The 23,702-nt window shown below is 62.0% G+C and carries 24 protein-coding genes; 6 read left to right on the top strand and 18 right to left on the bottom strand.

Annotated elements, in window-relative coordinates; translation table 11 throughout:
• Nucleotides 1-33 precede the first annotated feature (33 nt).
• The 6 genes from VOI27_RS04675 to VOI27_RS04655 form a co-directional block, all read right to left on the bottom strand.
• Complete coding sequence (locus VOI27_RS04675; RefSeq protein WP_323764137.1) at nucleotides 34-690, bottom strand: GntR family transcriptional regulator; 657 nt, start codon at nucleotides 688-690, stop codon at nucleotides 34-36.
• A 72-nt stretch (nucleotides 691-762) separates the two neighbouring features.
• A complete protein-coding gene (locus tag VOI27_RS04670; RefSeq protein ID WP_323764136.1) occupies nucleotides 763-1,515 on the bottom strand; it encodes an aspartate/glutamate racemase family protein in 753 nt (250 codons plus the stop codon).
• Nucleotides 1,516-1,528: 13 nt separating this feature from the next.
• On the bottom strand, nucleotides 1,529-1,768 hold the full coding sequence (locus tag VOI27_RS23150) for a hypothetical protein (protein ID WP_416374643.1): 240 nt from the start codon (nucleotides 1,766-1,768) through the stop codon (nucleotides 1,529-1,531).
• A 289-nt stretch (nucleotides 1,769-2,057) separates the two neighbouring features.
• Complete coding sequence (locus tag VOI27_RS04665; protein WP_323764135.1) at nucleotides 2,058-2,942, bottom strand: AraC family transcriptional regulator; 885 nt, start codon at nucleotides 2,940-2,942, stop codon at nucleotides 2,058-2,060.
• A complete protein-coding gene (locus VOI27_RS04660; protein WP_323764134.1) occupies nucleotides 2,939-3,760 on the bottom strand; it encodes an aspartate dehydrogenase in 822 nt (273 codons plus the stop codon). Before VOI27_RS04660 ends, VOI27_RS04665 begins: the two co-directional genes overlap by 4 nt.
• 18 nt (nucleotides 3,761-3,778) lie before the next feature.
• A complete protein-coding gene (locus tag VOI27_RS04655; protein WP_323764133.1) occupies nucleotides 3,779-5,017 on the bottom strand; it encodes a urate hydroxylase PuuD in 1,239 nt (412 codons plus the stop codon).
• Between the two features lie 101 nt (nucleotides 5,018-5,118).
• Here VOI27_RS04655 and VOI27_RS04650 point away from each other — a divergent pair, with 101 nt between their 5' ends.
• Nucleotides 5,119-6,084 carry a LysR family transcriptional regulator gene (locus VOI27_RS04650; protein ID WP_323764132.1) on the top strand — a complete coding sequence of 322 codons (966 nt, stop codon included), beginning with the start codon at nucleotides 5,119-5,121 and terminating at the stop codon, nucleotides 6,082-6,084.
• Here the strand turns inward: VOI27_RS04650 and uraH are convergent.
• Entirely contained in the window at nucleotides 6,046-6,399 is a 354-nt protein-coding gene (gene uraH, locus VOI27_RS04645) for a hydroxyisourate hydrolase (RefSeq protein WP_323764131.1), read from the bottom strand. The genes VOI27_RS04650 and uraH overlap by 39 nt on opposite strands.
• Before the next feature lie 148 nt (nucleotides 6,400-6,547).
• Here uraH and puuE point away from each other — a divergent pair, with 148 nt between their 5' ends.
• From puuE to VOI27_RS04625, 4 genes are all read left to right on the top strand, one after another.
• Nucleotides 6,548-7,963 carry an allantoinase PuuE gene (puuE, locus tag VOI27_RS04640; RefSeq protein ID WP_323764130.1) on the top strand — a complete coding sequence of 472 codons (1,416 nt, stop codon included), beginning with the start codon at nucleotides 6,548-6,550 and terminating at the stop codon, nucleotides 7,961-7,963.
• A gap of 8 nt (nucleotides 7,964-7,971) precedes the next feature.
• The gene (locus tag VOI27_RS04635; protein WP_416374645.1) at nucleotides 7,972-8,457 is read left to right on the top strand and encodes an ureidoglycolate lyase; all 486 of its coding nucleotides are present in this window, start codon (nucleotides 7,972-7,974) and stop codon (nucleotides 8,455-8,457) included.
• Nucleotides 8,458-8,516: 59 nt separating this feature from the next.
• Nucleotides 8,517-9,953: a nucleobase:cation symporter-2 family protein gene (locus tag VOI27_RS04630; RefSeq protein ID WP_323764128.1), complete on the top strand. Its 1,437-nt coding sequence runs from the start codon at nucleotides 8,517-8,519 to the stop codon at nucleotides 9,951-9,953.
• Nucleotides 9,954-10,106: 153 nt separating this feature from the next.
• Entirely contained in the window at nucleotides 10,107-11,252 is a 1,146-nt protein-coding gene (locus tag VOI27_RS04625; RefSeq protein WP_323764127.1) for an HPP family protein, read from the top strand.
• Nucleotides 11,253-11,264: 12 nt separating this feature from the next.
• Here the strand turns inward: VOI27_RS04625 and VOI27_RS04620 are convergent, their stop codons facing one another.
• The 10 genes from VOI27_RS04620 to bhcA all read right to left on the bottom strand — a co-directional run bounded on the left by VOI27_RS04620 (nucleotide 11,265) and on the right by bhcA (nucleotide 21,814).
• Nucleotides 11,265-11,555, bottom strand: coding sequence for a hypothetical protein (locus VOI27_RS04620; RefSeq protein ID WP_323764126.1), 291 nt, complete (start codon nucleotides 11,553-11,555; stop codon nucleotides 11,265-11,267).
• Between the two features lie 24 nt (nucleotides 11,556-11,579).
• The gene (locus tag VOI27_RS04615) at nucleotides 11,580-11,789 is read right to left on the bottom strand and encodes a hypothetical protein (protein ID WP_323764125.1); all 210 of its coding nucleotides are present in this window, start codon (nucleotides 11,787-11,789) and stop codon (nucleotides 11,580-11,582) included.
• A 106-nt stretch (nucleotides 11,790-11,895) separates the two neighbouring features.
• Nucleotides 11,896-13,410, bottom strand: a complete 1,515-nt coding sequence (locus VOI27_RS04610) for a nucleobase:cation symporter-2 family protein (RefSeq protein WP_323764124.1) — start codon at nucleotides 13,408-13,410, stop codon at nucleotides 11,896-11,898.
• A gap of 86 nt (nucleotides 13,411-13,496) precedes the next feature.
• Nucleotides 13,497-15,776 (bottom strand): NADP-dependent malic enzyme, encoded by a 2,280-nt coding sequence (locus tag VOI27_RS04605; protein WP_323764123.1) that lies wholly within the window; start codon nucleotides 15,774-15,776, stop codon nucleotides 13,497-13,499.
• A gap of 15 nt (nucleotides 15,777-15,791) precedes the next feature.
• Nucleotides 15,792-16,793 (bottom strand): type I glyceraldehyde-3-phosphate dehydrogenase, encoded by a 1,002-nt coding sequence (locus VOI27_RS04600; RefSeq protein WP_323764122.1) that lies wholly within the window; start codon nucleotides 16,791-16,793, stop codon nucleotides 15,792-15,794.
• Nucleotides 16,790-17,302 carry an AmiS/UreI family transporter gene (locus tag VOI27_RS04595; protein ID WP_323764121.1) on the bottom strand — a complete coding sequence of 171 codons (513 nt, stop codon included), beginning with the start codon at nucleotides 17,300-17,302 and terminating at the stop codon, nucleotides 16,790-16,792. Before VOI27_RS04595 ends, VOI27_RS04600 begins: the two co-directional genes overlap by 4 nt.
• A 106-nt stretch (nucleotides 17,303-17,408) precedes the next feature.
• Complete coding sequence (gene bhcD, locus VOI27_RS04590; RefSeq protein WP_323764120.1) at nucleotides 17,409-18,374, bottom strand: iminosuccinate reductase BhcD; 966 nt, start codon at nucleotides 18,372-18,374, stop codon at nucleotides 17,409-17,411.
• Between the two features lie 116 nt (nucleotides 18,375-18,490).
• Nucleotides 18,491-19,657 (bottom strand): 3-hydroxy-D-aspartate aldolase BhcC, encoded by a 1,167-nt coding sequence (gene bhcC / locus VOI27_RS04585; protein ID WP_323764119.1) that lies wholly within the window; start codon nucleotides 19,655-19,657, stop codon nucleotides 18,491-18,493.
• A gap of 13 nt (nucleotides 19,658-19,670) precedes the next feature.
• Entirely contained in the window at nucleotides 19,671-20,621 is a 951-nt protein-coding gene (gene bhcB, locus VOI27_RS04580) for a beta-hydroxyaspartate dehydratase BhcB (protein WP_323764118.1), read from the bottom strand.
• Between the two features lie 26 nt (nucleotides 20,622-20,647).
• Nucleotides 20,648-21,814 carry an L-aspartate--glyoxylate aminotransferase BhcA gene (gene bhcA / locus VOI27_RS04575; protein ID WP_323764117.1) on the bottom strand — a complete coding sequence of 389 codons (1,167 nt, stop codon included), beginning with the start codon at nucleotides 21,812-21,814 and terminating at the stop codon, nucleotides 20,648-20,650.
• A gap of 171 nt (nucleotides 21,815-21,985) precedes the next feature.
• Here bhcA and bhcR point away from each other — a divergent pair, with 171 nt between their 5' ends.
• Nucleotides 21,986-22,837, top strand: a complete 852-nt coding sequence (gene bhcR, locus VOI27_RS04570) for an HTH-type transcriptional regulator BhcR (RefSeq protein WP_323764116.1) — start codon at nucleotides 21,986-21,988, stop codon at nucleotides 22,835-22,837.
• Here the strand turns inward: bhcR and VOI27_RS04565 are convergent.
• The gene (locus VOI27_RS04565) at nucleotides 22,818-23,687 is read right to left on the bottom strand and encodes a bifunctional allantoicase/(S)-ureidoglycine aminohydrolase (protein ID WP_323764115.1); all 870 of its coding nucleotides are present in this window, start codon (nucleotides 23,685-23,687) and stop codon (nucleotides 22,818-22,820) included. The genes bhcR and VOI27_RS04565 overlap by 20 nt on opposite strands.
• Between the last annotated feature and the right edge of the window lie 15 nt (nucleotides 23,688-23,702).

The following is a 23,702-nucleotide window of genomic DNA, read 5'->3' as shown; positions in this document are numbered from 1 at the left end:
TCTTTCCCTTCTGGATGGATGGGCGCGCATGACTCAGCCGCCAAGTTGCGCCAGGACTTCTATTGTCTGCGCCCCCGAGACCATCAGGTGCTGCTGCCAGATCCGCCGCGCCCCTTCCGGATCACGGGCCTCGAAGGCCCGCATCAGTTCTTGGTGTTCCTGCATAGCCGCGCCGCGCCGACCGTCGTTGCCAAGCGCGATATAGCGCACCCGTTCGGCCTGCCGCGCCAGTCGTGCACGCTGGTCAGCAAGGATCGGATTGCGGGCGAACAACACGATCTGATCATGGATCCGGCGATTGAGATCGAAATACCTGTCCCGTCCAGCGGTTCCGGCGACGTCCTGCATTTCTTCGTGCAGGCTCAGCAACTCTGCCAGTTCCGCGTCGGTCATCCGCTTGCAGGCCAGTTCAGCGGCCAGCGCCTCGGTGCCCGAGATCACTTCAAAGAGATGCCGGGTCTGTTCGACTGTCACCGCCGAGATGCGCGCGCCCCGGTTTGGCGTCATCTCGATCAGATGCTCGCTGGCCAAGAGCTTGATCGCTTCCCTGAGGGGGGTGAGCGAAACGCCGATCTCTTCGGCGAGTTCATTGACCGCAAGACGGGTGCCGGGGGGAAGTTGGCAGGTTATGATCCGGTCGCGCAGCTCCTCCGCCACGCGTTCATGCAGGTGCTGGCGGCCCAGCCGCACCTTCTTTACCGGTTCCGCCATGCCGTTCCTCGTTCTCTGGTTCATCACAAAAGCTCCGGCCGGGTCCGGCGATCACGCACGGTCCGCGCGCGCGATCCGGGCTGCCAGAGCGTCGCTGAGCCCGATCGAGGGTTTGGCCGCCGGTCGCGCGAAGCCGCCGCGTGACGCGCCCACCGGACGCAGCGCCGCCAAGGTCACCGCCTGTCGCAGCGCCGCCGCGGCGCAATCGACAATCGGCACGGGAATGCGGTCACGCACCTGTTCCGCCAGCCCCGAAAGAGGCGCCCCTGCAAGCACGATGACATCGGCACCGTCTTCATCCACGGCGCGCATTGTCAAATCGACCAGCAGGTCGGCCTTCTCCTCTTGCACATCCGAGATGGAGTGGAACTCGCCGTCAAGCATCCGGATCGAGGCGCATCGCGCGCCCAGCCGGTGCCAATCGACGCATTCCCGGTACCACGGTCCGAGCGCCTGCGCGAAGGTCACGATGGAAAACTGTCCGCCCAGCATGCAGGCGGTCAGCATCCCGGCCTCGGCCAGCCCGACCACCGGAATGTCGAACAGCTCGCGCGCCGCACCCAACCCCGGATCACCAAAGGCCGCGACGATCGCCCCATCGTACTTATGATGCCGTTCGGCGAGGATTTCGAGCACCGAGAGCCCGCCCAGCACCGCCTCGGTCCGGGTCGAGATATACGGCACCCCGGTCGTGGCGGTGATGCAGTCGAGTGTCACCCCCTCGGGCAGGACTTTGCGGGCCGCCCCGGTCAGCAGCTCGGTCAGCGCTTCGGTGGTGTTAGGATTGATAAGAAGTATCTTCATGGCATTGCTACTTTCACGCGATCAATATCCGGGTACGCGGGGCAGCCACGTCACGATATCGGGGAAGACCGGGCACAGGGTGAGCACGGCATATGCGCATCGCCGGATCGGGGGTCGAGCCCAGCGCCGAGGCCCAGACCACCGCCGCGTCTGAAACAGCTGCCAGCATCATGTCGGCAACAATCGGCACACGTGCCAGCCCGCCGTGCAAGCGCCGGACAAGCCAGTTTGGGAAGCGGACTGTCCGGGTCATGATTCCGGCGCGTACCGTGTCAGGGCGGCAAAATCGGCCCAAGCCAATATCAGTTTCATCAGACGTCTCCCATATCAACCATCAAAGCACAGAACCGCATCTCGAGAGGCCGAATCCACACGCTGCCCCACCTCAAACAAGTTCGATCCGACAAGAGTAAAAAGCAAACCAATTTTTTATTTTTAATCATTTTCAATTTATCTGCTTGGAAAAGGTATACTTAGCGAAAATTGGTCTAGGTCCGCGTTGCAGTATGCGCAAAGTTAACACGGCGTGGCCGGTCGGGATTTCACAACTGGCAACTGGCAACAGGCCCCGGCGCTGCGCTCCATGCCCGACCGTCGGCCTGATGCCTTGGCAGACCTGATGTCCCACTGGGCCGCCGAGGGCGACTGCGTGATGGAGACCGGCTGGCCGAACATGCGTGTGACGGTTTCGCAAGGTGGCTGGATGGGCATGGTCCCGACGAACAGGGAAATTGCCAAGCGGAGCCTTGATCCCGGTCGGGTGAGGCGTCCGGGTTTTTCAGACACATGTCGGCGACCGCGATGGCAAAGTCCCTGCCGTAGTCGTCCGAAATCAGTTCGACCATCATTGCGGTCGCCGCCGATCCGCCTCCACAGGTCAGCAGACCCCCATCTTTCTCAAATCGGGCACTGCTGGGTGCAAGGTCGGGAAACGCTTCAATGAAGCCGGGCTGGTTTTCCCAATGCAGGGTAAAGCGCTTGCCGTCCAGCAATCCGGCGCGAGCCAGCGTGGCGGCGCCGGTGCAGATGCCGCCGACCTGCCCGCCGAAGCGCGCGTGCTTCCTGATGGCGGCGATCACCTGTTGCGATGCCACCTCGGTGCCGCGATTTCCGGAGCAGACAAAGAGTTGCAACTCCGGGGGGATCGCAACGAGACCACCGTGCACCGAAACCTCCAGGCCCGTGGATGAGCGCACCGGGGTTCCTTCCTCGGAGAAGACGCGCCAGCCATAGAGCGGCTTGCCCGCCAATTGATTGGCGATCCGCAACGGGTCTATGGCGGAGCTGAAGGCGAGCAGCGTGAATTCCGGCAAGAGCAAGAAACCGAACCAACGCGTGGGCATGAGCCTATCTATCGGATAGCTGAAGGCCCCTTCCGGGATCACGGGCGTATCATCGTTCAACACGTGGCTCGGCTTGACGCTCATCTCGCCCCCCTCGCGATACGCGCTGCGGCATAGGAACGGATTTCGTGCAGCAGGCTGAAGACCGTGGCCGTCGATGTTCGTGCGTTGCCTTCGGACGCCGCGTTCTCGATATCGACGGTGTAGCTGCAGATCGGCGAGCGGACTTCGTAGCTGTGCCGGTTGCCGGTGGCCGAAGGGTCCGCGATCAGCTCCACCGAGATGCCTTCGAACCCGGGTCCTGCCAGGGCGAGCGCAGCCACGACGTTGGCATTTTGGGGAAACAGACGCGCGGCCTCTCGCGCGGTGCCGGTGAAAAACGTTGTCGGTGCCGTCAATCCGTCATGGCGCACGTGGTTCTCGGCCGGCGTAGCTTTCCAGGCGGCGGGCGGTTTGGCGCCACGATATGTGACCTCGACACTCCCGGCACTCGAAAGCGCGGCCAGAAGATCGAGCCCGCCGATCGCGCCACAAGGTAGGATCATCCGTGATGCGCCGCGTCCGGCCGCAAGGGTCAGCCTGTCGTGTAACTCTGCGTCGGCCAAGGCACCGACCGAGACAATCAGACAGTCGATCCCCGCAAGAAGCAGGGGCTCAACGTGCCGGTCCACCGCCGACTGCCCGGCACATTCGACCACCAGATCAGGGTGTGCGGACTGCAACGCTTCGCGAGACGTCACAAACTCGATCGGTCCAGGCCCACCCGTTCCGCGCGACTGCGCCCGCGCGGCCTCCAGGGCCTGCGGGCGCACCTGTACGGTAAATTGTTCGGTCAGTTCACCAGAGAGAAGCCGGACAAGATGGCGCGAGATGTTTCCGTAACCGATGAGCCCCAGTCGCATCCCGCCGCCTTTCCCCTATCAGCTTTCACCCGCGGTGACGTCGCGATACCAGCGCACGATCTGCTGACGCGCTTCTTGGTCCATCTGGATGGCGTTCGGCGGCGGCATGGCGTGGCTGCGGCCGGCCTGAAGGTAGATCTGGTCCGCGTGGCGCGCCACGTCCGCCTGGGTTTCCAGCACGACGCCCTTGGGTGGCCAATGCATCCCTTCCCAGGACGGCTCGCGTCCGTGGCACATGGAGCAGTTGCCGACCACCGTGTTGAAGGCGTCCTCAAACGTGTCCGCCGAGGCGAATTTCTGCTCGTATGGCGTCAACGCGCGAGCTTCGCTTTCCTCGTAGGTGTCCATCCCTGGCTGGGTCGACAGCCATGCGATCAGGATCATGATCACCACGGTCACGAGCCATGTCCAACTCGGACCCTTGCCGGTGCGGTGCATGGTGTTGAAGTAGTGCCGGATGGTCACGCCGGTCAGGAAGATGAGGCTGGCGATAATCCAGGCATACTGGGTCCCGAAGGCCAGCGGATAGTGGTTCGACAGCATCAGGAAGACGACCGGCAGCGTCAGGTAGTTGTTGTGGGTCGAGCGCAGCTTGGCGATCTTGCCGTACTTGGCGTCAGGGGTGCGTCCGTTCTTGAGATCGTCCACCACGACGCGCTGGTTGGGCATGATCTGGAAGAACACGTTGGCGGTCATGATGGTCGCGGTGAAGGCGCCGAGGTGCAGCAGCGCCGCGCGGCCGGTGAAGATCTGGTTGTAGCCCCAGGCCATCGCCACCAGGATCGCGAACAGCAGCAGCATCAATAGCGTCGGCGTCCCGCCCAGCTTCGACTTGCACAGGAAGTCATAGGCGATCCAGCCGATGGTCAGCGAGCCGCCGGAAATCAGGATTGCCTGCCACAACGAAAGTTCCATCTTCGTCGGGTCGATCAGGAACAGCTCGCCGCCGACCCAGTAGATGATCATCAGAAGCGCGGCCCCCGACAGCCATGTCGAGTAGCTCTGCCACTTGTGCCAGGTCAGGTGCTCGGGCATCTCGGCCGGAGCCACCAGGTATTTCACCGTGTGATAGAAGCCGCCGCCGTGGACCTCCCATTCCTCGCCATGCGCGCCGTCGGGCAGGTTCGGGTTGGGCTTGAGCATCAGATCGAGCGCCACGAAATAGAACGACGCGCCGATCCAGGCCATCGCGGTGATGATGTGGAGCCATCGCACGGAGAAGGCGATCCAGTCCCAAATGATTGCCAGGTCGTACATGGCGGTCCTCCCAAGGATTCGAGTTCACGGCCAGACTAGCCGAGTGCAATTTGTTCTGGTATCGCTGTGAAACACCAAGCAGTCTCAAAGAAAACCGAACAATGTCCTATTTCGACAGCATCCGCACCTTTGTCCGTGTCTACGAATTGGGCAGCATGTCCGCCGCCGGGCGCGACCTGAGAATTTCGCCGGCAGTGACCTCGGCGCGGATCGCGCAGCTCGAGGAACATCTCGGCGTGCGACTGTTCCAGCGCACCACGCGGTCTCTGAACCCGACGGAGCAGGGCAAGTCGTTTTATCGCGGGGCAATCGAGATCCTTGAAGCGGTCGAGAATGCCGAGGCTCAGATCGTCGACATGACAGAGAACCTCAAGGGCTCGTTATACGTGGCAGCTCCGCTTGGCGTGGGGCGAAGGTTGATTGCGCCGGCCGTGCCGGATTTTCTGGATGATTATGCAGAGGTCAGCATTCGTCTGAGGCTGACGGACCGAAAGGTCGATCTTACGACCGAAGGGCTGGACCTTGCTTTTTTCCTTGGCCAGCCCGAGGACAGCAACTTGCGAATCCGCAAGATCGCTGACGTCGCGCGTGTATTGGTTGCCGCGCCATCTTACTTGGAAAAGCGCGGGATGCCGGCAAATGGTCAGGACATTCTTGCGCAAGGACACGAATGTCTCAGCCTGCGGTTTCCCGGTGCCGCCGAGTTTCAGTGGAGATTGATGACCAATGAAGGCCCTGAGCGTTTTCCGGTCAGGGGGCGCTATGAATCCGACGATGGCGACGTGTTGACCGATTGGGCCTTGGCGGGGCGAGGCATCGCGATGAAACCGATTTTCGAGATTTCCGAACACTTGAAAACAGGCGCCCTGATTCCCGTGGCCCTCGAAACGCCGCCGGAGCCCATCCAGATGGCATGCCTCTACACACACAGACGCGGTCAGGATCCGAAAACGCGTTTGTTCATGGACTTCATGATCGAACGGATTGGTGCTACGGTTCGTGACACTAATCTGAATAGCGATCGGCGCTCAGCTTCCCCGGTACGTGCCGTAGCCAAAAGGCGATAGCAGAAGCGGCACATGGTAGTGCGAGGCTTCCGACATGCCGAACCGGATTGGGATGATGTCGAGGAATCGCGGCTCTTCGGGCGGTGTGCCGCAGGCATCCAGGTACGCCCCGGCGTGGAACACCAACTCGTAGGTGCCGGTCTCGAACTTGTCCGCAGGCAGGATCTGCTCGTCGGTGCGCCCGTCGTCGTTGGTTTTCAGCGTCTTGAGCAGAGTCCGGGTGTCGCCCTGGATGCGAAAGAGCTCGATCTCCAGGCCTTCTGCCGGGCAGCCGCGGGCCGTGTCGAGGACGTGAGTTGTCAGATAGCCGGTCACAGGGGGACTCCTTTATTGCTTGCCGTTTTCTAGTCGGGAAACGGGCGGCGACACAAACGGGGCCGTGCAAGAGGCTCCTTTCGTCTTTTTTTGAAAAACAAACGCGATTTTATGTCCTATGAAGGAGGGGACGAAAAGGAGTACCGCATTGACACGATATCCGCGCGACATGATCGGTTACGGCCCCCGCATCCCCGACGCCCAATGGCCGAACGGAGCGAAGGTGGCCGTGCAGTTTGTGCTGAATTACGAGGAGGGCGGCGAGAATTGCGTGTTGCACGGCGACGCGGCCTCCGAGGCGTTCCTGTCGGATATTCCGGGGGCTTCGATGTGGCCGGGCCAGCGCCACTGGAACATGGAATCGATCTACGAATATGGCGCGCGGGCCGGCTTCTGGCGGCTGCACCGCCTGTTCACCGGTGCGGGCATCCCGCTGACCATCTATGGCGTCGCCTCGGCTCTGGCTCGCAATCCCGAGCAGGTGGCGGCCATGAAGTCGGCTGGCTGGGAGATCGCAAGCCACGGCCTGAAGTGGGTCGAGCACAAGGACATGCCCGAAGATCAAGAGCGCGCGGCTATTGCCGAGGCGATCCGGCTTCATACCGAAGTGGTGGGTGAGGAACCGCGCGGCTGGTACACCGGGCGCTGCAGTGAGAACACCGTGCGGCTGGCGGCAGAGACAGGGCAGTTCGACTATATCTCGGACACTGTCGACGACGATCTGCCCTACTGGCGAGAATACGGCGACCGCGACCAGCTGATCATTCCATACACTCTGGAAGCCAACGACATGCGCTTTGCCACAGCGCCGGGCTGGGTGACGGGCGAGCATTTCGGCAGCTACCTCAAGGACGCCTTCGACACGCTGTATGCCGAGGGCCAAGAGGGCAGCCCGAAGATGATGTCGATCGGGCTGCACTGCCGTCTGGTGGGGCGACCGGGCAAGATCGCGGCGCTGAAGCGGTTCATCGACTATATCCAGGGGTTCGACGACGTCTGGTGCCCGTCACGGCTGGAGATTGCCGAGCACTGGGCGAAAACCCATCCGCATGCACGGCGCGAGCGCCCCTCCGAAATGGAACGCGACGCCTTCGTGGCGAAATTCGGCAGCATCTTCGAGCACTCGCCCTGGATTGCCGAAGGAGCCTACGACTTGGAACTGGGGGCCGCGCATGACACGGCCTTGGGACTGCACAACGCATTGGCGCGCGTGTTCCGCTCTGCCAGCAAGGAACAGCGTCTTGACGTCCTGACTGCGCACCCGGACCTGGCCGGAAAACTGGCGGCCGCAGGACGGCTGACGGCCGAGAGCACCTCCGAGCAGGCGGGCGCGGGTCTCGACATGCTGACCGACGAAGAGCGCGAGACGCTGACGCGGATGAACACCGAATATGTCGATAAGCACGGTTTTCCATTCATCATCGCCGTGCGCGATCATGACAAGGCGTCGATCAAGGAGAACTTCGATCGCCGTATCAACAACGACACTGACACCGAATTTGCCGAAGCCTGCCGTCAGGTGGAACGCATCGCCGAATTCCGACTGAAGGACCTTTTACCATGAGTGTGACACTGGAAAAAATACCTGCGCTGCCCGCGCGTCGTGGCGCGATGTCCGGCCTGGCCGAGCTTATCGAATGCACCGGCGAGCCGGACAAGCTGATCAACAAGGGGCTCTGCGGCCGGTTCCACGACCTCGCCGAACTCGATATCGTTGACGGCAAGCCGGGCATCAGCCTGTTCAAGTCCGAGATCTTCAGCCTGCCGTTCCGGCTGGAAATGATGGAGCGTCATCCGCTGGGCTCGCAGGCCTTTATACCCATGAGCGATGAGGGCTTTCTCGTCGTTTTGGCCGAGGACGAGAATGGACGACCCGGTATGCCGCGCGCGTTTGTCACGGCGCCGGGGCAGGCGGTCAACATTGGGCGGAACGTCTGGCACGGGGTGCTCACGCCGCTTGGCGGTTCCGGGCTTTTTGCGGTTGTCGACCGCGTGAGCGACGGACCCAACCTCGAAGAACACTGGTTCGATACCGCCTTTGAGGTGGTCAAGGGCTGAGGTCCCAGCCGCCGGGAGGAGAGGCGGTCAACCAACAGCTATATATGGGGAGAGACTTAATGGCTGATCATTCCATAGGGACACCGGAGCAGCTCCGCGACCCGAATTACTTTCCAGGCCTTGCCAAGGGCATTCCGCTGGGCATCCAGCACGTACTGGCGATGTTCGTATCCAACGTCACGCCCGCGATCATCGTCGCCGGTGCGGCGGGTTTCGGGTTCGGATCGGGCTCGCCCGATTTCCCGGAACTGCTCTACCTGATCCAGATGTCGATGCTGTTCGCCGGTCTCGCTACGCTGCTTCAGACCATCACCATCGGCCCCGTCGGCGCCGCGTTGCCGATCGTGCAGGGCACATCCTTTGCCTTTCTACCGATCATGATCCCGCTGGTTGCGGGCAAGGGCGTCGACGCGCTGGCCGCGCTGTTCGGCGGTGTTATCATCGGCGGTCTGTTCCACGCCTTCATCGGTACGTTTGTCGGCAAGCTGCGGTTTGCTTTACCGCCGCTGGTGACCGGCCTTGTGGTGACGATGATCGGCCTGGCGCTGGTCAAGGTCGGCATCCAGTACGCCGCGGGCGGTGTTCCGGCCATTGGCACCGAGGAATACGGCAGCCTGCTGAACTGGTCGGCGGCGATCATCGTGATCCTGGTCACGCTGGGCCTCAAGTTCTTCGCCAAGGGGATGTTGTCGATCTCGGCGGTGCTGATCGGGCTGATCGTGGGCTACCTCTACGCCATCGGTGTCGGCATGCTGAGCGTCGAGTCGATCGCTACCTCGTGGGAGCGCTCCGCCGCCTTCGCGCTGCCGCAGCCATTCAAGTACGGGTTCGAGTTCTCGATCGCCGCGGTCATCGGCTTCTGCCTCATGGCCTTCATCTCGGCGATTGAAACGGTTGGCGACGTGTCCGGTATCACCAAGGGTGGTGCAGGGCGTGAAGCTACACCCGAGGAAATCACCGGCGCCACCTATGCCGACGGTTTCGGCACTGCCGTGGCCGGCATCTTCGGCGGCTTCCCAAACACCTCGTTCAGCCAAAACGTCGGCCTGATTGCTATGACCGGCGTGATGAGCCGCCACGTGGTGACCTGCGGGGCGATCTTCCTGATCGTCTGCGGGCTGGTCCCGAAAGTGGGCGGCATCATCCGGACCATTCCCATCGAGGTTCTGGGCGGCGGCGTGATCGTTATGTTCGGCATGGTGGTCGCGGCGGGCATCTCGATGCTGTCCGACGTGAACTGGAACCGCCGCAACATGGTGATCTTCGCGATCTCGCTCAGCATCGGTTTGGGTCTCCAGCTGGAACCGGGCGCATTGCAGCACCTGCCGGACACCGCGCGCGTGCTCCTGACCTCGGGCCTTCTGCCGGCGGCCTTCCTGGCCATCGTGCTGAACCTGATCCTGCCGGAAGAGCTGTCCGACGAAGCCACAGAGGAAGTCTCCGGCGGTTGGGCCGGCCACGGCGAGGGATCTCTGGAGAAGGACAACCACGTCTGAGGTCCCGGGTCACGGCGAGTAGCCGACCCGAAACAAAAGATTGCGGCGCTCTTCGGGGCGCCGCTTTTTCGTCCGGTGGGATCCTGGGCACGGTCTTGCTTGTGATCCCGAAAGTTATTTGGATAGTTGCGCTCAAATTTGAAAGGCAGTGCCGTGCAATTTCTACGTTCACTTGGCCCGGCAGTTGCGAGAGCTCCGCCAACCGAGGCGATCCGCGCCGGGATAGGCGCCTGTGTGGGCTTGGGATTGACCGGCCTTCTGATCCTGTCTCCGGTGGTGGACCTGGAGCTCGGTCTATATCTGGTGGCCCCTTTCGGGGCGAGCTCCGTGCTTCTTTTCGCGGTGCCCAACAGCCCGCTGGCGCAGCCTTTCTCGGCCATTGTCGGCAATACAGTCGCTGCCCTTGTTGGCGTTGCGGTTTGTCTAATTCTGACCGATCCGCTCACGCGTATCGCGCTCGGCGTCGGTCTGGCCATCGTGGCCACGATCCTCTGCCGTGCGGTGCATCCGCCGGCCGGCGCGGTGGCAATGACCGCCGCCATGAGCCCGGAGGCGATGGCGAACCTGGGCTTCTGGTTCGCTCTTGCGCCCATCGGTATCGGCACCGCATCGCTGGTGGTCCTGGCGGCGATATACGCGCGGCTGACCGGGCGGCGCTATCCGTTCCGGCAATTTGATGAGCCGAACCGGCATGGAACGGCGGATGCGGAACCGCCCGAGCGGCTTGGTCTTTCGGAAGACGAACTGACCGCGATCCTCGAACGCTATCGCCAGTCGTTCAACCTCGGGGTCGAAGACCTTGCCCGGCTGATCGGCGCGGCGGAATTGCAAGCCGCAAGCCACAGGACCGGGCCGCTGGTGGCCGCCGATCTGATGTCGCGCAACCTGATCACCGTGCGTCCGGACACGCCCTTGATCGAAGTGGCCGACCTGTTTCGGCGTCACAGGTTCACGTCTTTGCCCGTGGTCGACGAGGAGGGCGTTTTTCTTGGCGTGATCTTCCAAATCCACCTGATCTTGCGCGCTCAGGAGGATGCCGCGCGGTTGCAACGCGGCTTTGTCCCGGCGCTGAAACGGCTGGTGGACCGGCGTCGCGATCAGCCGGTGCGCGCGTCTGATATCATGAGCGTTGCGGGGCCGCGCGCGACACAGGACACGCCGATGGGCCTACTTCTGGCCATGATGGCGGATGGCGAAGTGGATGCAGTGCCGGTGCTGGACTACGGCAGGATTGCCGGGATCGTGACCCGGACCGACATGATGGCGGCGCTTGCCCGAGGGGTGGTGCGCGGTGAGTGACGGCGGTGCCCGTCAGCGGAAAAGCCGTGCCTTCAGCGCCACCAGGCAGCGGATCGACCACGGCAGAAACACATACTTGATCAGGCAGACATTTACCGTCACTGCCAGAACGGTCCGCCACGGTTCCCTCATCGAGGGCAGCAGCATGTCGGCCAGCCAGCCGAGGGTCAGGATCAGAAGGATCAGGATCACGACGGTTTCAATCTTGCTGATCGTCACGCTATCGGGCTGCAGCAGAGAGAGCCCGTCAAATGCGGCGCGGTCCGAGATCTTCAGACAGTGCCGATCCAGATCGGCGAGCAAGCGCTTGCGTTCCCGCGAACCTTCTCAGCGTTGCAGGTGCCGGCGGATGTCAAAGCTGAAAACCGTTACGAGATCGACGTGGTTTCCATTGGTCGGAAGAAAAGTGTCCTGTGCGCCCTGAAAGCCCGGGTATCGTTCCGCTGCCACGCGCAGCCTTGCATTGGCCTTCTGCACGTCACGCTTTGCCGACATGGGCAACCGGCGCAGTATCACCGCGACCACTTCAGGCGTCATTGCACACATGGCGTCCTCCATTTCTTGACGTACTGTTGTACTCGACAAGCAAAACCCCGACCGTTACCGGCCGGGGTTTCATTTTCGGGCCTTGGCACATGCCGGATCAGTGGCCGCCTTCGGCCTGCAATGCCGCTTCGCGCAGTTCCTCTTCGGTAACGTCCTTCGCACCGTTGAAGGCGACGTTCAGCGCCACCGCCGAGATCGAGGCCAGCAGGATGCCGGAATGGATCAGCGGTTCGATCGAATGCGGCAGCCACATCACGAATTTCGGCGCGATCAGCGGGATCATCCCCATGCCCAGCGAGATCGCGACGATCAGGCCATTGTAGCGGTTCACTTTGAAATCCACGCCGCCGAGGATGCGGATGCCGGTCGCAGCCACCATGCCGAACATCACCAGGCCCGCGCCGCCCAGAATGGCCACAGGCAGAGCTTCGACCAGCGCACCCATTTTCGGCACCAGGCCGAGGACGATCATGATCGCGCCGCCCGCTACGCAGACATAGCGCGACCGGATGCCGGTCACCCCGACAAGGCCCACGTTCTGGCTGAACGAGGTGTAGGGGAAGGTGTTGAACAGACCACCGATCAGCGTGCCCAGGCCGTCGGTGCGTAGGCCGGCTGACAGCGAGGGGCGTTCGACCTTGCGTTCGCAGATGTCGCTCAGCGCCAGGAACATGCCGGTGGATTCGATCATCACGACGATCATCACAAGGGTCATGGTCAGGATCATAATCGGATCGAAGATGGGCAGGCCGAAGCGGAACGGGGTGATCAGCTCGAACCAGCCGGCCTTGGCGACGTGCTCGAAGTGCATGATACCGAGGACCCCGCAGAGCACCGCGCCGACCACGATGCCCAGCAACACCGAGATGTTGGCCAGGAAGCCGCGGGCGAACTTCATCACCACGACGATGGTGCCCAGCACCACGGCCGAGATCAGCATGTTCTGCGGCGTCGCGTAGTTCACGTTGTTCACGGTCGGGGCCAGTTTCAGCCCGTCTGGCATGGCGGGAACCGCACCGGCTCCCAGTTCCTTGACCTGGTTCAGCCAGTCCGCATGCGACGGATCGACAAGTTGCGGCGCGGTCGGGCCGACCGGCACGCCGAAGATCCAGTTGATACCGACACGCATCAGCGTGACGCCGATCACAAGGATGATCGTTCCGGTGACGACCGGCGGGAAGAAGCGCAGCATGCGGCTGACCAACGGGGCGATCAGCATGGCGATGATGCCCGCGCCGATGATGGCGCCGAAGATCATCCGCGCCCCTTCCGTACCGGGGTTCGAGGCGGCGATGGCGACCATCGGGCCGACCGAGGCGAAGGTCACGCCCATCATGACCGGCATCTTGATGCCGAACCACTTGCTTGCCCCCATCGACTGGATGATGGTCACGACACCGCAGACGAACAGGTCCGCGGAGATCAGGAAGGCCACTTCCTCAGGCGACAGTTTCAGCACACGCCCGACGATCAGCGGCACAGCGATGGCACCGGCATACATCACCAGCACGTGCTGCAACCCGAGGGTAAACAGCTTGGCTGCGGGCAGTTTTTCATCAACGGGATGAACCGCATTGGGGTTGACGGCGTCCGCCGTCATATCGGATGACATGTCTCTCTCCTCCTTTTTCCAGAGTCCCTCTGGTGGGGTTGGGGTGAGGCCCGGTCGCATGTACCAGATGCGGCCGGGCCGTTCTTTCAGCCGTAGCTCGACACGTCCGAGCCGGCCAAAGCCGCGATATTGAGCAAGCCGCGCGGGGTGACACCCGGCGTCACGATATGGGCGCGGTTGCCCATGCCCATCAGGATGGGTCCAACTTCCAGGCCGCCCGCGGCGGTCTTGAGCAGGTTGCGCGCTGCACCTGCTGCATCGGTATTGGCGAAGAGCAGCACATTGGCGCGACCGCTCAGCCGGTTTCCGGGCAGGAGCCGTTCGCGAAGGTTGGCATCGAGTGCCGCATCAGTGTGCATTTCGCCTTCGTATTCGAAATCACGTGCCTCGCTGTCGAGGATCGCCAGCGCGCCCCGCATCGCTCGTCCCGAGCGGCTGTCGAGGTTGCCGAACTGCGATCCGGAACAGAGCGCGATCTTCGGCTCGGCGCCAAAGCGGCGGACGTGACGGGCTGCGGCCAGCACGGTGCGGGCCAGCGTTTCCGGCGTCTGTTCGACATTGACATGGGTATCGGCAACAAACAGCGGGCCCTCGTCGAGGATCACCAGAGACAATGCGCCCGCTGGCGACAATTCGTTGGTTGCCAGCATTTGCGTCACGTAGTTCAGGTGCCAGAGATACTGGCCAAAGGTGCCGCAGATCATGCTGTCGGCCTCACCACGGTGCACCATGGTTGCTGCGATGGCGGTGGTGTTAGTGCGCAGAACCGCCTTGGCCAGATCGGGCGTCACGCCCTGGCGGCGCATGACCTCGTGATAGGCCTGCCAGTAATCACGGTAGCGGTCGTCGCTTTCCGGGTTCACGATCTCGAAGTCGCGACCCGGCTGGATGCTCAGACCGGCACGTTCCAACCGCCCGGCCACAACTTCCGGGCGTCCGACGAGGATCGGCGTGTCGACGCTGTCCTCGACCATCGCCTGTGCGGCGCGCAGCACCCGGTCGTCCTCACCCTCGGCAAAGACGATCTTGCGCTTGGACCGGCGGGCCGCCGCGAACACTCCGCGCATGATCAGCGACGACCGGAACACCTCGGCTTCCAGCGTCTGCCGATAGGCTTCAAGGTCAAGGTTACGCCGGGCCGCACCGGACTCCATGGCCGCCTTGGCCACCGCCACTGCAATGGTCGGCAAGAGGCGCGGATCGAAGGGTTTTGGGATCAGATACTCCGGCCCGAAAGTCAGCGTTTCGCCCTCATAGGCAACGCCCACCTCGGCGGAGGTCGTCTGGCGCGCCAGCGATGCAATCGCATCAACGCAGGCCAGCTTCATCGCGTCGTTGATCTCTTTCGATTCCGCGTCCAGCGCACCGCGGAAGATGAACGGGAAGCAAAGGACGTTATTGACCTGGTTGGGATAATCCGACCGGCCCGTGGCGATCATGGCTCCGGGCGAGGCTTCGCGGGCTTCTTCCGGCATGATTTCCGGAACCGGGTTGGCGAGCGCCAGGATGATCGGGTTGTCGGCCATCTCGCGGACATAGTCGGCGGGCAGCGCACCTGGACCGGATACGCCTAAGAACATATCGGCGCCTTTCAGCGCCTGCTCCAACGTGGTGCTTTGCTCCGATCTGGTGAAAAGCATCTGTTCCGGGGCGAGGTTCTGGCGGTCGGGATGAAGCACACCGTCCCGGTCGAAAACGGTGATGTTCTCCAACGGCACACCCATTTTGTGCAGCATGGTGAGGCAGGCAACACCCGCCGCTCCCGCACCAAGACCCACAATTTTGATATCCTCGGGCTGTTTGCCCGCTATCTTCAGCGCGTTCTGCGCCGCAGCGGCCACGACGATCGCGGTGCCGTGCTGGTCGTCATGGAACACCGGAATGCCCATGCGCTCGCGGCAGATGCGTTCGACGGTGAAACAGTCGGGCGCCTTGATGTCTTCGAGGTTGATCGCGCCGAATGTCGGCTCCAGCTTGCAGACGATGTCGGCCAGCGCCTCGGGGTCGGCCTCGTCGACCTCGATATCGAAGCAATCGATCCCAGCGAATTTCTTGAATAAGACGGCCTTGCCTTCCATCACAGGTTTCGAAGCCTGCGCACCGATATTGCCCAGTCCGAGGACGGCGGTGCCGTTAGAAATCACGGCCACGAGGTTTCGTTTCGCAGTGTATCGGGTGGCTTTGGCGGGGTCTGCGGCGATCTCCGTGCAGGCCTCAGCCACGCCCGGCGAATAGGCACGCGCCAGATCGCGCGCCGTCGCCATCGGTTTGGTCGGCCGGATTTCCAGTTTCCCGGGTTTGGGAAATTCGTGATAGTCGAGCGCCCTTTGGCGTTCTGCCTCTTTCTGGGATGCGTCTAGCGCCATGGTTCTCTCCTCCAGTTACGCGTCTCTGACCGTGAGGCGTTCCGCCATCTCGATCATCCGGGCCGAAAAGCCCCATTCATTGTCGTACCAACCGAACAGGCGCACCTGGCGCGAGCCGTTGGTCTGTGTTTCTGGCAGCGCGATGATCAGCGACTCGGGCCGTGCCCGAAAATCTGTGGAGACGCAGGGGTCCTCCACCAGCCCAATCACTCGCGAGCCCTCAAAGGCCTCGCGCAGGAAGTCTTTCATCGGTTGATCAAGGCTTTCGACGACTTGGATTGTCGCGTCGATGGCCGAGACAGAAAGGCAAGGGACGCGTACGGCCGCAATGCTCAATCGACCCTGGAACTCGGGCAGAATGCCCATCACCTGATCTGCGGCGCTGGTCGTAGTGGGTACCATCGACACCGCCGCGGCCCGGCTGCGCTCGAGGCTGCTGCCTGGTTGGTCAACGGTCGGCTGACTGCCGGTATAGCAATGGATCGTTGTCACATGCGCCCGTTCGATTCCGAGGCCGAGATCGAGGCTGCGCAAGAGGGGTGCGATTGCATTGGTCGTGCAGGAGGCGTTGGACACGATCCGCGCATCGCCCAGCTCGCGCTCGTTGGCCCCGATCACCAAGGTCGTGTCAGCAGCTTCAGACGGACCGGAAATCAGCACATTCCTCGCGCCTGCGTCCAACCCCGCCTCGGCGGTGGCTCGGTCCTGCGCGCGCCCGGTGCATTCAAGCACCACATCCACGTGCCGCAGATCCAGCTTTCGCAGATCGGAACTGCCGAAAAACGGTATCCGTTGCGTACTGATGCCCAACCAGCCATGTCCGGTCTCGACCGCCTTGGGAAACAGGCCGTAGACGCTGTCATAACGCAGCAGATAGGCGCAGGTCTCGAGCGGCGCGATGTCGTTGACGCCGACGATTTCGAACCGCGTCCTGGCGTCTTCGGTCAGGAGCTGGCGAAACAGAGTGCGCCCGATACGGCCAAACCCGTTGATGAAAATACGGATCGGGCGGGTCATGTTCGGGTCCCGTACATCAAGAACAGCGCCGGCAACCACGCGGTAAGGATGCCGCAAAGCAGAGTCGCCATTGCCGTCTGTCTGCGGAATGGGCGCTGCATGGCCAGCGTCAGGAAATACAGGAACCAAAGGCCAGCCCAGGTCAGCCAGCACAGGCCCAGCCAGGTTTCCATCACTGAAGTGGCAGCGCCAAGCGTTCCGATCGCCTCAGGCAGAACCGACAATGCGACGAACAGCGAAAACCAGCCAAGTCCGCGCCCGTCCGAGCTGCTGACCCGGTTGAACGCCACCCACAGGTAGGTCACGCTGAACAACAGCGTCATCGCGACCGCGCGCACGTCGTCAACGCTTTGGACGCGCACCAGCGACACCGCGGCCACCGTCGCCGTGATCGCGGCTGTGGCGCCGTTGATCACCACGATTTCGCGGTCATCGATGCGGCCCGACATCCACAGGCCGTTGAGCACCAGGACGGCACCCACGAACAGAAGGGACAATGGCAGGAGCATGAGTTGACAGACCTTTGAGCGCGTAAGAGAAAGGTGGTTGCGCCTGTGAGGGCGCAACCCGAGGTAGGATTAGTGATCTCAGCGAGAGAGGCCGCCTAGGGCGGCGTCAGAAATCCACCTCGATGGCGATGCCTTTTTCGACAGCAAGATCGACCACGGCTGCGGCGACCGCGAGGTCCTGAAGGCCGACTCCGGTGCCGTCGAACAGGGTGATCTCGTCATCCGAAGTCCGGCCCGGGTTGGTGCCATTGATAACAGCACCCAGCTGGGCGACGTCTTCGATGTGGATGGTCAGGTCCTGGATCGCGTGCTGCGCCTCGCCGATTGACACCGATTGCGCGACCTCGTCGGTGAAGACGCGTGCCTTGCCCAACAGTGCCGTTTCGACTTCCTGCTTGCCCTTGGTGTCGGTGCCCATGCAGGCGATATGCGTGCCGGGCGAGACATGATCGGCCTGCAGGATGGCTTCGAAGGACGAGGTGATGGTGATGATCACATCGGCCTCTGTCATGCCGTCGAGATCCACCGCTTCGAACGGCAGGCCAGCCTCGCTCGCCACCTCTTCGAGGTTGGGCAGCATCTCGGGATGGAAGTTCCAGCCGATGACTTTTTCGAAATTGCCCGTCTCCAGCGCAGCGCGCAGCTGGAACTTGGCCTGGTGGCCTGCTCCGACCATGCCGATGACGCGTGCATCCTTGCGCGCAAGGTGCTTGATCGACACCGAGGACGCCGCGGCAGTGCGCAGCGCGGTCAGAAGGTTGCCACCGACCATTGCTTTGGCCTTGCCGGTGTCGGGATCGAACAGGAATACCGTCGACTGGTGGTTGATGATCTGGCGCTTTTCAAGGTTGTTGGGCCAGTAACCACCAGCCTTCAGACCCAGCGTCAGACCTGCGCGGTCGAAGCCGCCCTTGAAGCCATAAAGCGCGTCTTCGTGGCCGATGGCCTCGCGCACGACGGGGAAGTTATAGGCGTCGCCCGATGCCATGGCGGCAAAGACCTTTTCGACGGCGTCGAAGGCCGCTTCGCGGGTCATCAGGTCGGCGATTTCACGTTCGGGTACGATGAGCATGTTCTTGTCTCCCAAAGAAAGTTCGTGCGCCCGTGTGCCATTGCCGGAAGGAAAGCATACACACGGGCGACTTTGCGACCCTGACCGGGTCTCCCCCTCCCCGGGGCCTCAGATGGTTAGTAGGCCTTGCCGCGGGCCGACACCGGCCAGACGGTTTCGACCTTGCCGTTCCGCACACCGACATACCAGTCGTGCACGTTGGCGGTCGGGTCGCAGTGGCCCGGCACCAGCTTCAGCTTGTCATTGACCTTCAGCACGCCCTTGGGGTCGGCCACGACACCATGCTCGTCGGAGCACTTGACGTATTCGACGTCGTTCCGGCCATAGATGAAGGGCAGACCGCTATCGACAGACTGGGCCTTGAGGCCTGCATCCACGATTGCCTTGTCTTCCTTGGCATGACTCATCACCGAGGTCAGAAGGAACATCGCGTTCTTCCATTCGCCGTCGTCGATGCGGTTGCCGTCCTTGTCGAGGATGCGGCCGTAGTCCGCGTCCATGAAGGCATAGGAGCCACACTGAAGCTCATTGTAGACGCCGGAATTGCTCTCGAAGTAGTAAGAGCCGGTGCCTCCGCCGGACACGAGATCACACTCGATGCCTTCGGCTTTCAGACCGTCAATACCGTCCTGAACCTGGGCGATGGCCGCGTCGAGTTTCTTCTGACGGTCCTCGAAGCTGTCCATGTGCTGCATCGCGCCCTGATAGGCCTGTATGCCGCGGAAGTTGAGGTTCTTGGCGTCACGTACGGCTTTGCCAATCTCGACGACAGCCTCTGTCGTGGTCACGCCGCAGCGGCCCGCGCCACAGTCGATCTCTATGAAGACGCCGAGTTCGGTACCGTGCTTCTGAGCCGCTTGCGACAGGTCCGATACGTTGGCCACGTCGTCCACACAGACGATGATTTCGCCACCGCTGACCTTTGGCATCTGCGCCAGACGGTCGATTTTCTTCGGATCACGAACCTGGTTCGACACCAGGATTTCCTTGATCCCGGCGCGGGCGAACACTTCGGCTTCGGACACTTTCTGACAGCAAACGCCGATGGCGCCGCCCAGTTCCATCTGAAGCTTCAGTACGTCCACCGACTTGTGCATCTTGCCGTGGGCGCGGTGACGCATGCCATGCGCCTTGGCATAGTCGCCCATCTTCTTGATGTTGTATTCCAGCGCGTCGAGATCCAGCACCAGGCAGGGGGTCTGGATATCGGCTTCGTCCATGCCGGGAACGGCGGGGACGTCGAAGCCGACTTCGAGATCGTCGAAATTCACGGGTGCATTCATTGTCTTGTCTCCCTCATTGATACCAGGGCAGCTTGTCGAGATCGACATTGCCGCCGGTGATGATGATGCCGACACGCTTGCCTTTGAAGGTGTCGGGGTTTTTCAGAATTGTGGCCAGAGGCACCGCCGAGGACGGCTCCATGACCACGCGCAGGTGTTTCCAGGTCAGCTTCATCGCGTCGATAATTTCCTGTTCGGTCGCGGTGAAGATGTCGGACACATGGTTCGACACGAAGTGCCAGGTCAGGTCCTTCAGCGGCACCAGAAGCCCGTCAGCGATGGTCTTGGGCGCGTCATCGGCGATGATGTGCCCGGCCTTGAAGCTGCGATAGGCGTCGTCAGCCTGTTCGGGCTCGGCGGCGATGATCTTCGTCTCCGGCGCAGCATTGGACAGCGTCAGGCAGGTGCCCGAAATCATCCCGCCACCGCCGATCGGCGCGACCGCAAAGTCAAGACCGTCGACCTGTTCGATGAATTCCTTCGAACAGGTCCCCTGACCGGCGATCACCCGCGGGTCGTTGTAGGGGTGCACGAAATCGCCGCCAGTCTCGGCCTGTACCTTGGCGAAGGCTTCTTCCCGTGATGAGGTCGAAGGCTCGCATTCGGTGATCTTTCCGCCGTATCGTTTCACGGTGTCCTTTTTGGCCTGCGGCGCTGTACGCGGCATGACCACGTTGCAAGGGATGCCGCGTTTCATGGCCGCATAAGACAGACAAGAGGCGTGGTTGCCCGACGAATGCGTCGCCACGCCCTTTTTCGCCTGATCGTCATCCAGCCCGAACACCGCGTTCGAGGCGCCGCGGACCTTGAAGGCCCCCGGCTCCTGGAAGTTCTCGCACTTGAAGAACAGCTCCGCTCCGGTCAGCTCGTTGAGGTAGTCCGACTGGCGGATCGGCGTCTTGCGAATATACGGCTTGATCCGCTCATGCGCGTCGAGCATGTCCTGATAGGTTGGGATGTACATGGTCAATGTCCTCTCAAGTCTTAGGCTCAGGATCCGTGACGGTAATATTCCTGCGCCGCGGCGACACCCGATCCCAGTTTGATATCCAGGCCGAGGTCTTTCATCACCATTTCGGCAGTGGCCAGCCCGGACAGCATGAGCGCGTCGGTCAGGCTGCCGAGGTGGCCGATGCGGAACACCTTGCCAGCGACTTCGCCGAGGCCCACACCAAACGCCATGCCGTATTTCTCGGCCGCGTGGGTGACGATGGACGTCGCGTTGAACCCTTCGGGCGTGCGGATCGCGCTGACGCTGTCGGAATACCATTCGGGCTTGTTGGCGCAAAGCTCCAGGCCCCAGGCGTCGATGGCGTGACGCACACCTGTGGCGATCCTTGCGTGACGGGCGATGACGTTGTCGATGCCTTCTTCGTGGATCATCTCCAGCGACAGTTTCAGCCCGTTCATCAGGCCAACCGGCGGCGTGTAGGGAAATGCGTTGTTGGCATAGCCCTTTTCCATGTCGCGGATGTCAAAGAATGTCCGCGGCAGGGTGGCGGTATCGGCAGCAGAGCGCGCCTTGTCCGAGAACCCGACAATGGCCAAGCCGGCAGGCAGCATGAAGCCCTTTTGCGATCCGGTCACGGCAACGTCGACCTTCCACTCGTCGAAACGGAAATCCATCGAGCCGATTGAGGACACGCCATCGACGAACAGCAACGCCGGGTGACCTGCGGCATCCATTGCCTTGCGAACACCTGAAATGTCGGATTTCACCCCGGTTGCGGTCTCGTTGTGCGTGGCCAGCACGGCCTTGATGGTGTGGTCGGTGTCGGCCTTCAGAATCGCTTCGTATTCACCCGTCGGGATGCCGTTGCCCCAGGGCGTTTCGACAACCTGAACGTCGAGGCCGTGACGTTGGCACATGTCGATCCAGCGATGCGAGAACATGCCGTTACGCGCGACCAGTACCTTGTCGCCCGCCGACAGGCAGTTCGTCAGCGTGGTTTCCCAGCCGCCCGTTCCGGTCGAGGGGAAGATGAAGATATGCGCGCTGTTCGATTTCAGAACCTTGCGAACACCTTCAAGACAGGGGTGCAGGATCTTGCCAAAGACCGGCGAGCGGTGATCGATCGTTGGCATGTAACAGGCCTGGCGGATGGCCTCGGGCATGTTGGTCGGGCCGGGTATGAAAACGGGGTTCTGAAAGCTCATTGGTGGGGTCTCCTTCCGTGGTTGTATGCAACATAAGAGATGGCGCGACGTGCCGATATTATTTTGAAAACATCGCCTCTCTGTCGTATTTCTAGAAAATAACGCGCATTGTCATAGCCTTATATTTTTCATATAGTGAATTCATCTTTCGTCAAAATTCAGCAGGTTCTTATGGATTCTCAAGACAATGCGAGAAAGCGGGCGCCCCGGAGTGCGCGCGGCAGGCCGCGGGGATGGGACGACAAAACCGCGCAGAACACGATCAAGTCGCTCGACCGCGCGATGGAGGTGTTCGAGTATCTCAGCGAAGCACAGGGCAAGACCCTGACGGCGCTTGCGGCCGAGACAGCCCAGTCAAATGCCACAGTTTACCGCATTCTCGTTACGCTGCAGGGCAGGGGGCTAGTGGAGTTCGAAGCCGAGGATCAGACTTGGCACATCGGTCCGCGGGCCTTCGTTATCGGCGCGCGTTTCCTGCGGCGCACCAGCCTTGTTGATCGGGCCCGACCGATCCTGCGGCGGCTCATGGAAGACACCGGCGAGACCGCCAATCTGGGGGTGGAACAGGAGGGCGCGGTCCTCTTCCTGAGCCAGGTCGAGACCCACGCCAACATCCGTGCCTTCTTTCCGCCTGGCACGCTTTCGCCCATGCATTCGTCCGGCATCGGCAAGGCGCTTTTGGCGAAGATGGACGACCGCCGTCTCGATCGGTTCCTGGCCTCAGCCAAGCTTGAGGTCTTTACCCTGCACACGATCACCACCCATGAAGCGTTGAAAAGCGATCTGAGAGCGGTGCGAGAGCGCGGCTTTTCCATCGACAACGAAGAAAAGAACATTGGAATGCGTTGCATTGCCGCCCCGGTGTTTGACGTGAACGGCGAAGCTGTCGCGGGACTTTCGGTGTCCGGACCCACGAGCCGCGTCAGCGAAGACGAAATCAAACGGCTAAGCCGCCCCGTGATCGAGGCGGCCGATGAATTGACGCGTGCCATCGGCGGTATGGCTACTCGGCTGCCGACCTGAATGTCGCGGGCTGGGCAGCGCCTCCAAAGGCCGGGCGCAACGCCATGTGGCGGTTGACGTCCTTGTAAAGGAGGTAGCGGAACTTGCCCGGACCGCCCGCGTAACAGGCCTGCGGGCAGAAGGCGCGCAGCCACATGTAATCGCCCGCCTCGACCTCGACCCAGTCATTGTTCAGGCGATAGACCGCCTTGCCTTCCAGCACGTAAAGTCCGTGCTCCATGACGTGAGTTTCGAGGAATGGGATCACGGCGCCGGGCTCAAAGGTCACGACAGTTACGTGCATGTCATGGCGCAGGTCGCCCGGATCGACGAACCGGGTGGTGGCCCATTTGCCATCAGTATCCGGCATCACCGAAGGCGTGATGTCATTCTCGTTCAGGACAAGCACGTCGGGCAGGTCGAGGCCTTCCACCGCCTCATAGGCTTTGCGCACCCAGTGAAACCGCAGGGTCTCGTCACCACGGTTGTAGAGAGTCCAGCCGCTGGACGGCGGCAGGTAGGCATAGCCGCCAGGCGTCATTTCATGGCTTTCGCCGTTCACGGTCAGGGTGGCGGTGCCTTCGACAACGAACAGCACGCCTTCCGCGCCCGGGTCGGTCTCCGGCCGGTCCGAGCCGCCGCCGGGCTGCACTTCCATGATGTATTGCGAAAAGGTCTCGGCAAAACCGCTCAAGGGACGGGATATGACCCAGAGCCGGGTATCTTCCCAGAACGGCAGAAAGCTGGTGACGATGTCGCGCATGGTCCCTTTCGGGATCACGGCATAGGCATCGGTGAACACGGCCCGGTCGGTCAGAAGCTGATCCTGGCCGGGGTGGCCGCCGTGGGGGGCATAGTATTTTGCGGTCATGTTGGCTCCTGCAAC

Origin of the sequence: Marinovum sp. (genome assembly GCF_034669705.1) — a bacterium.
GTDB lineage: Bacteria > Pseudomonadota > Alphaproteobacteria > Rhodobacterales > Rhodobacteraceae > Marinovum.
The sequence above is the reverse complement of the archived record's forward strand: the minus strand, read 5'-3'. Positions and strand labels throughout refer to the sequence as shown.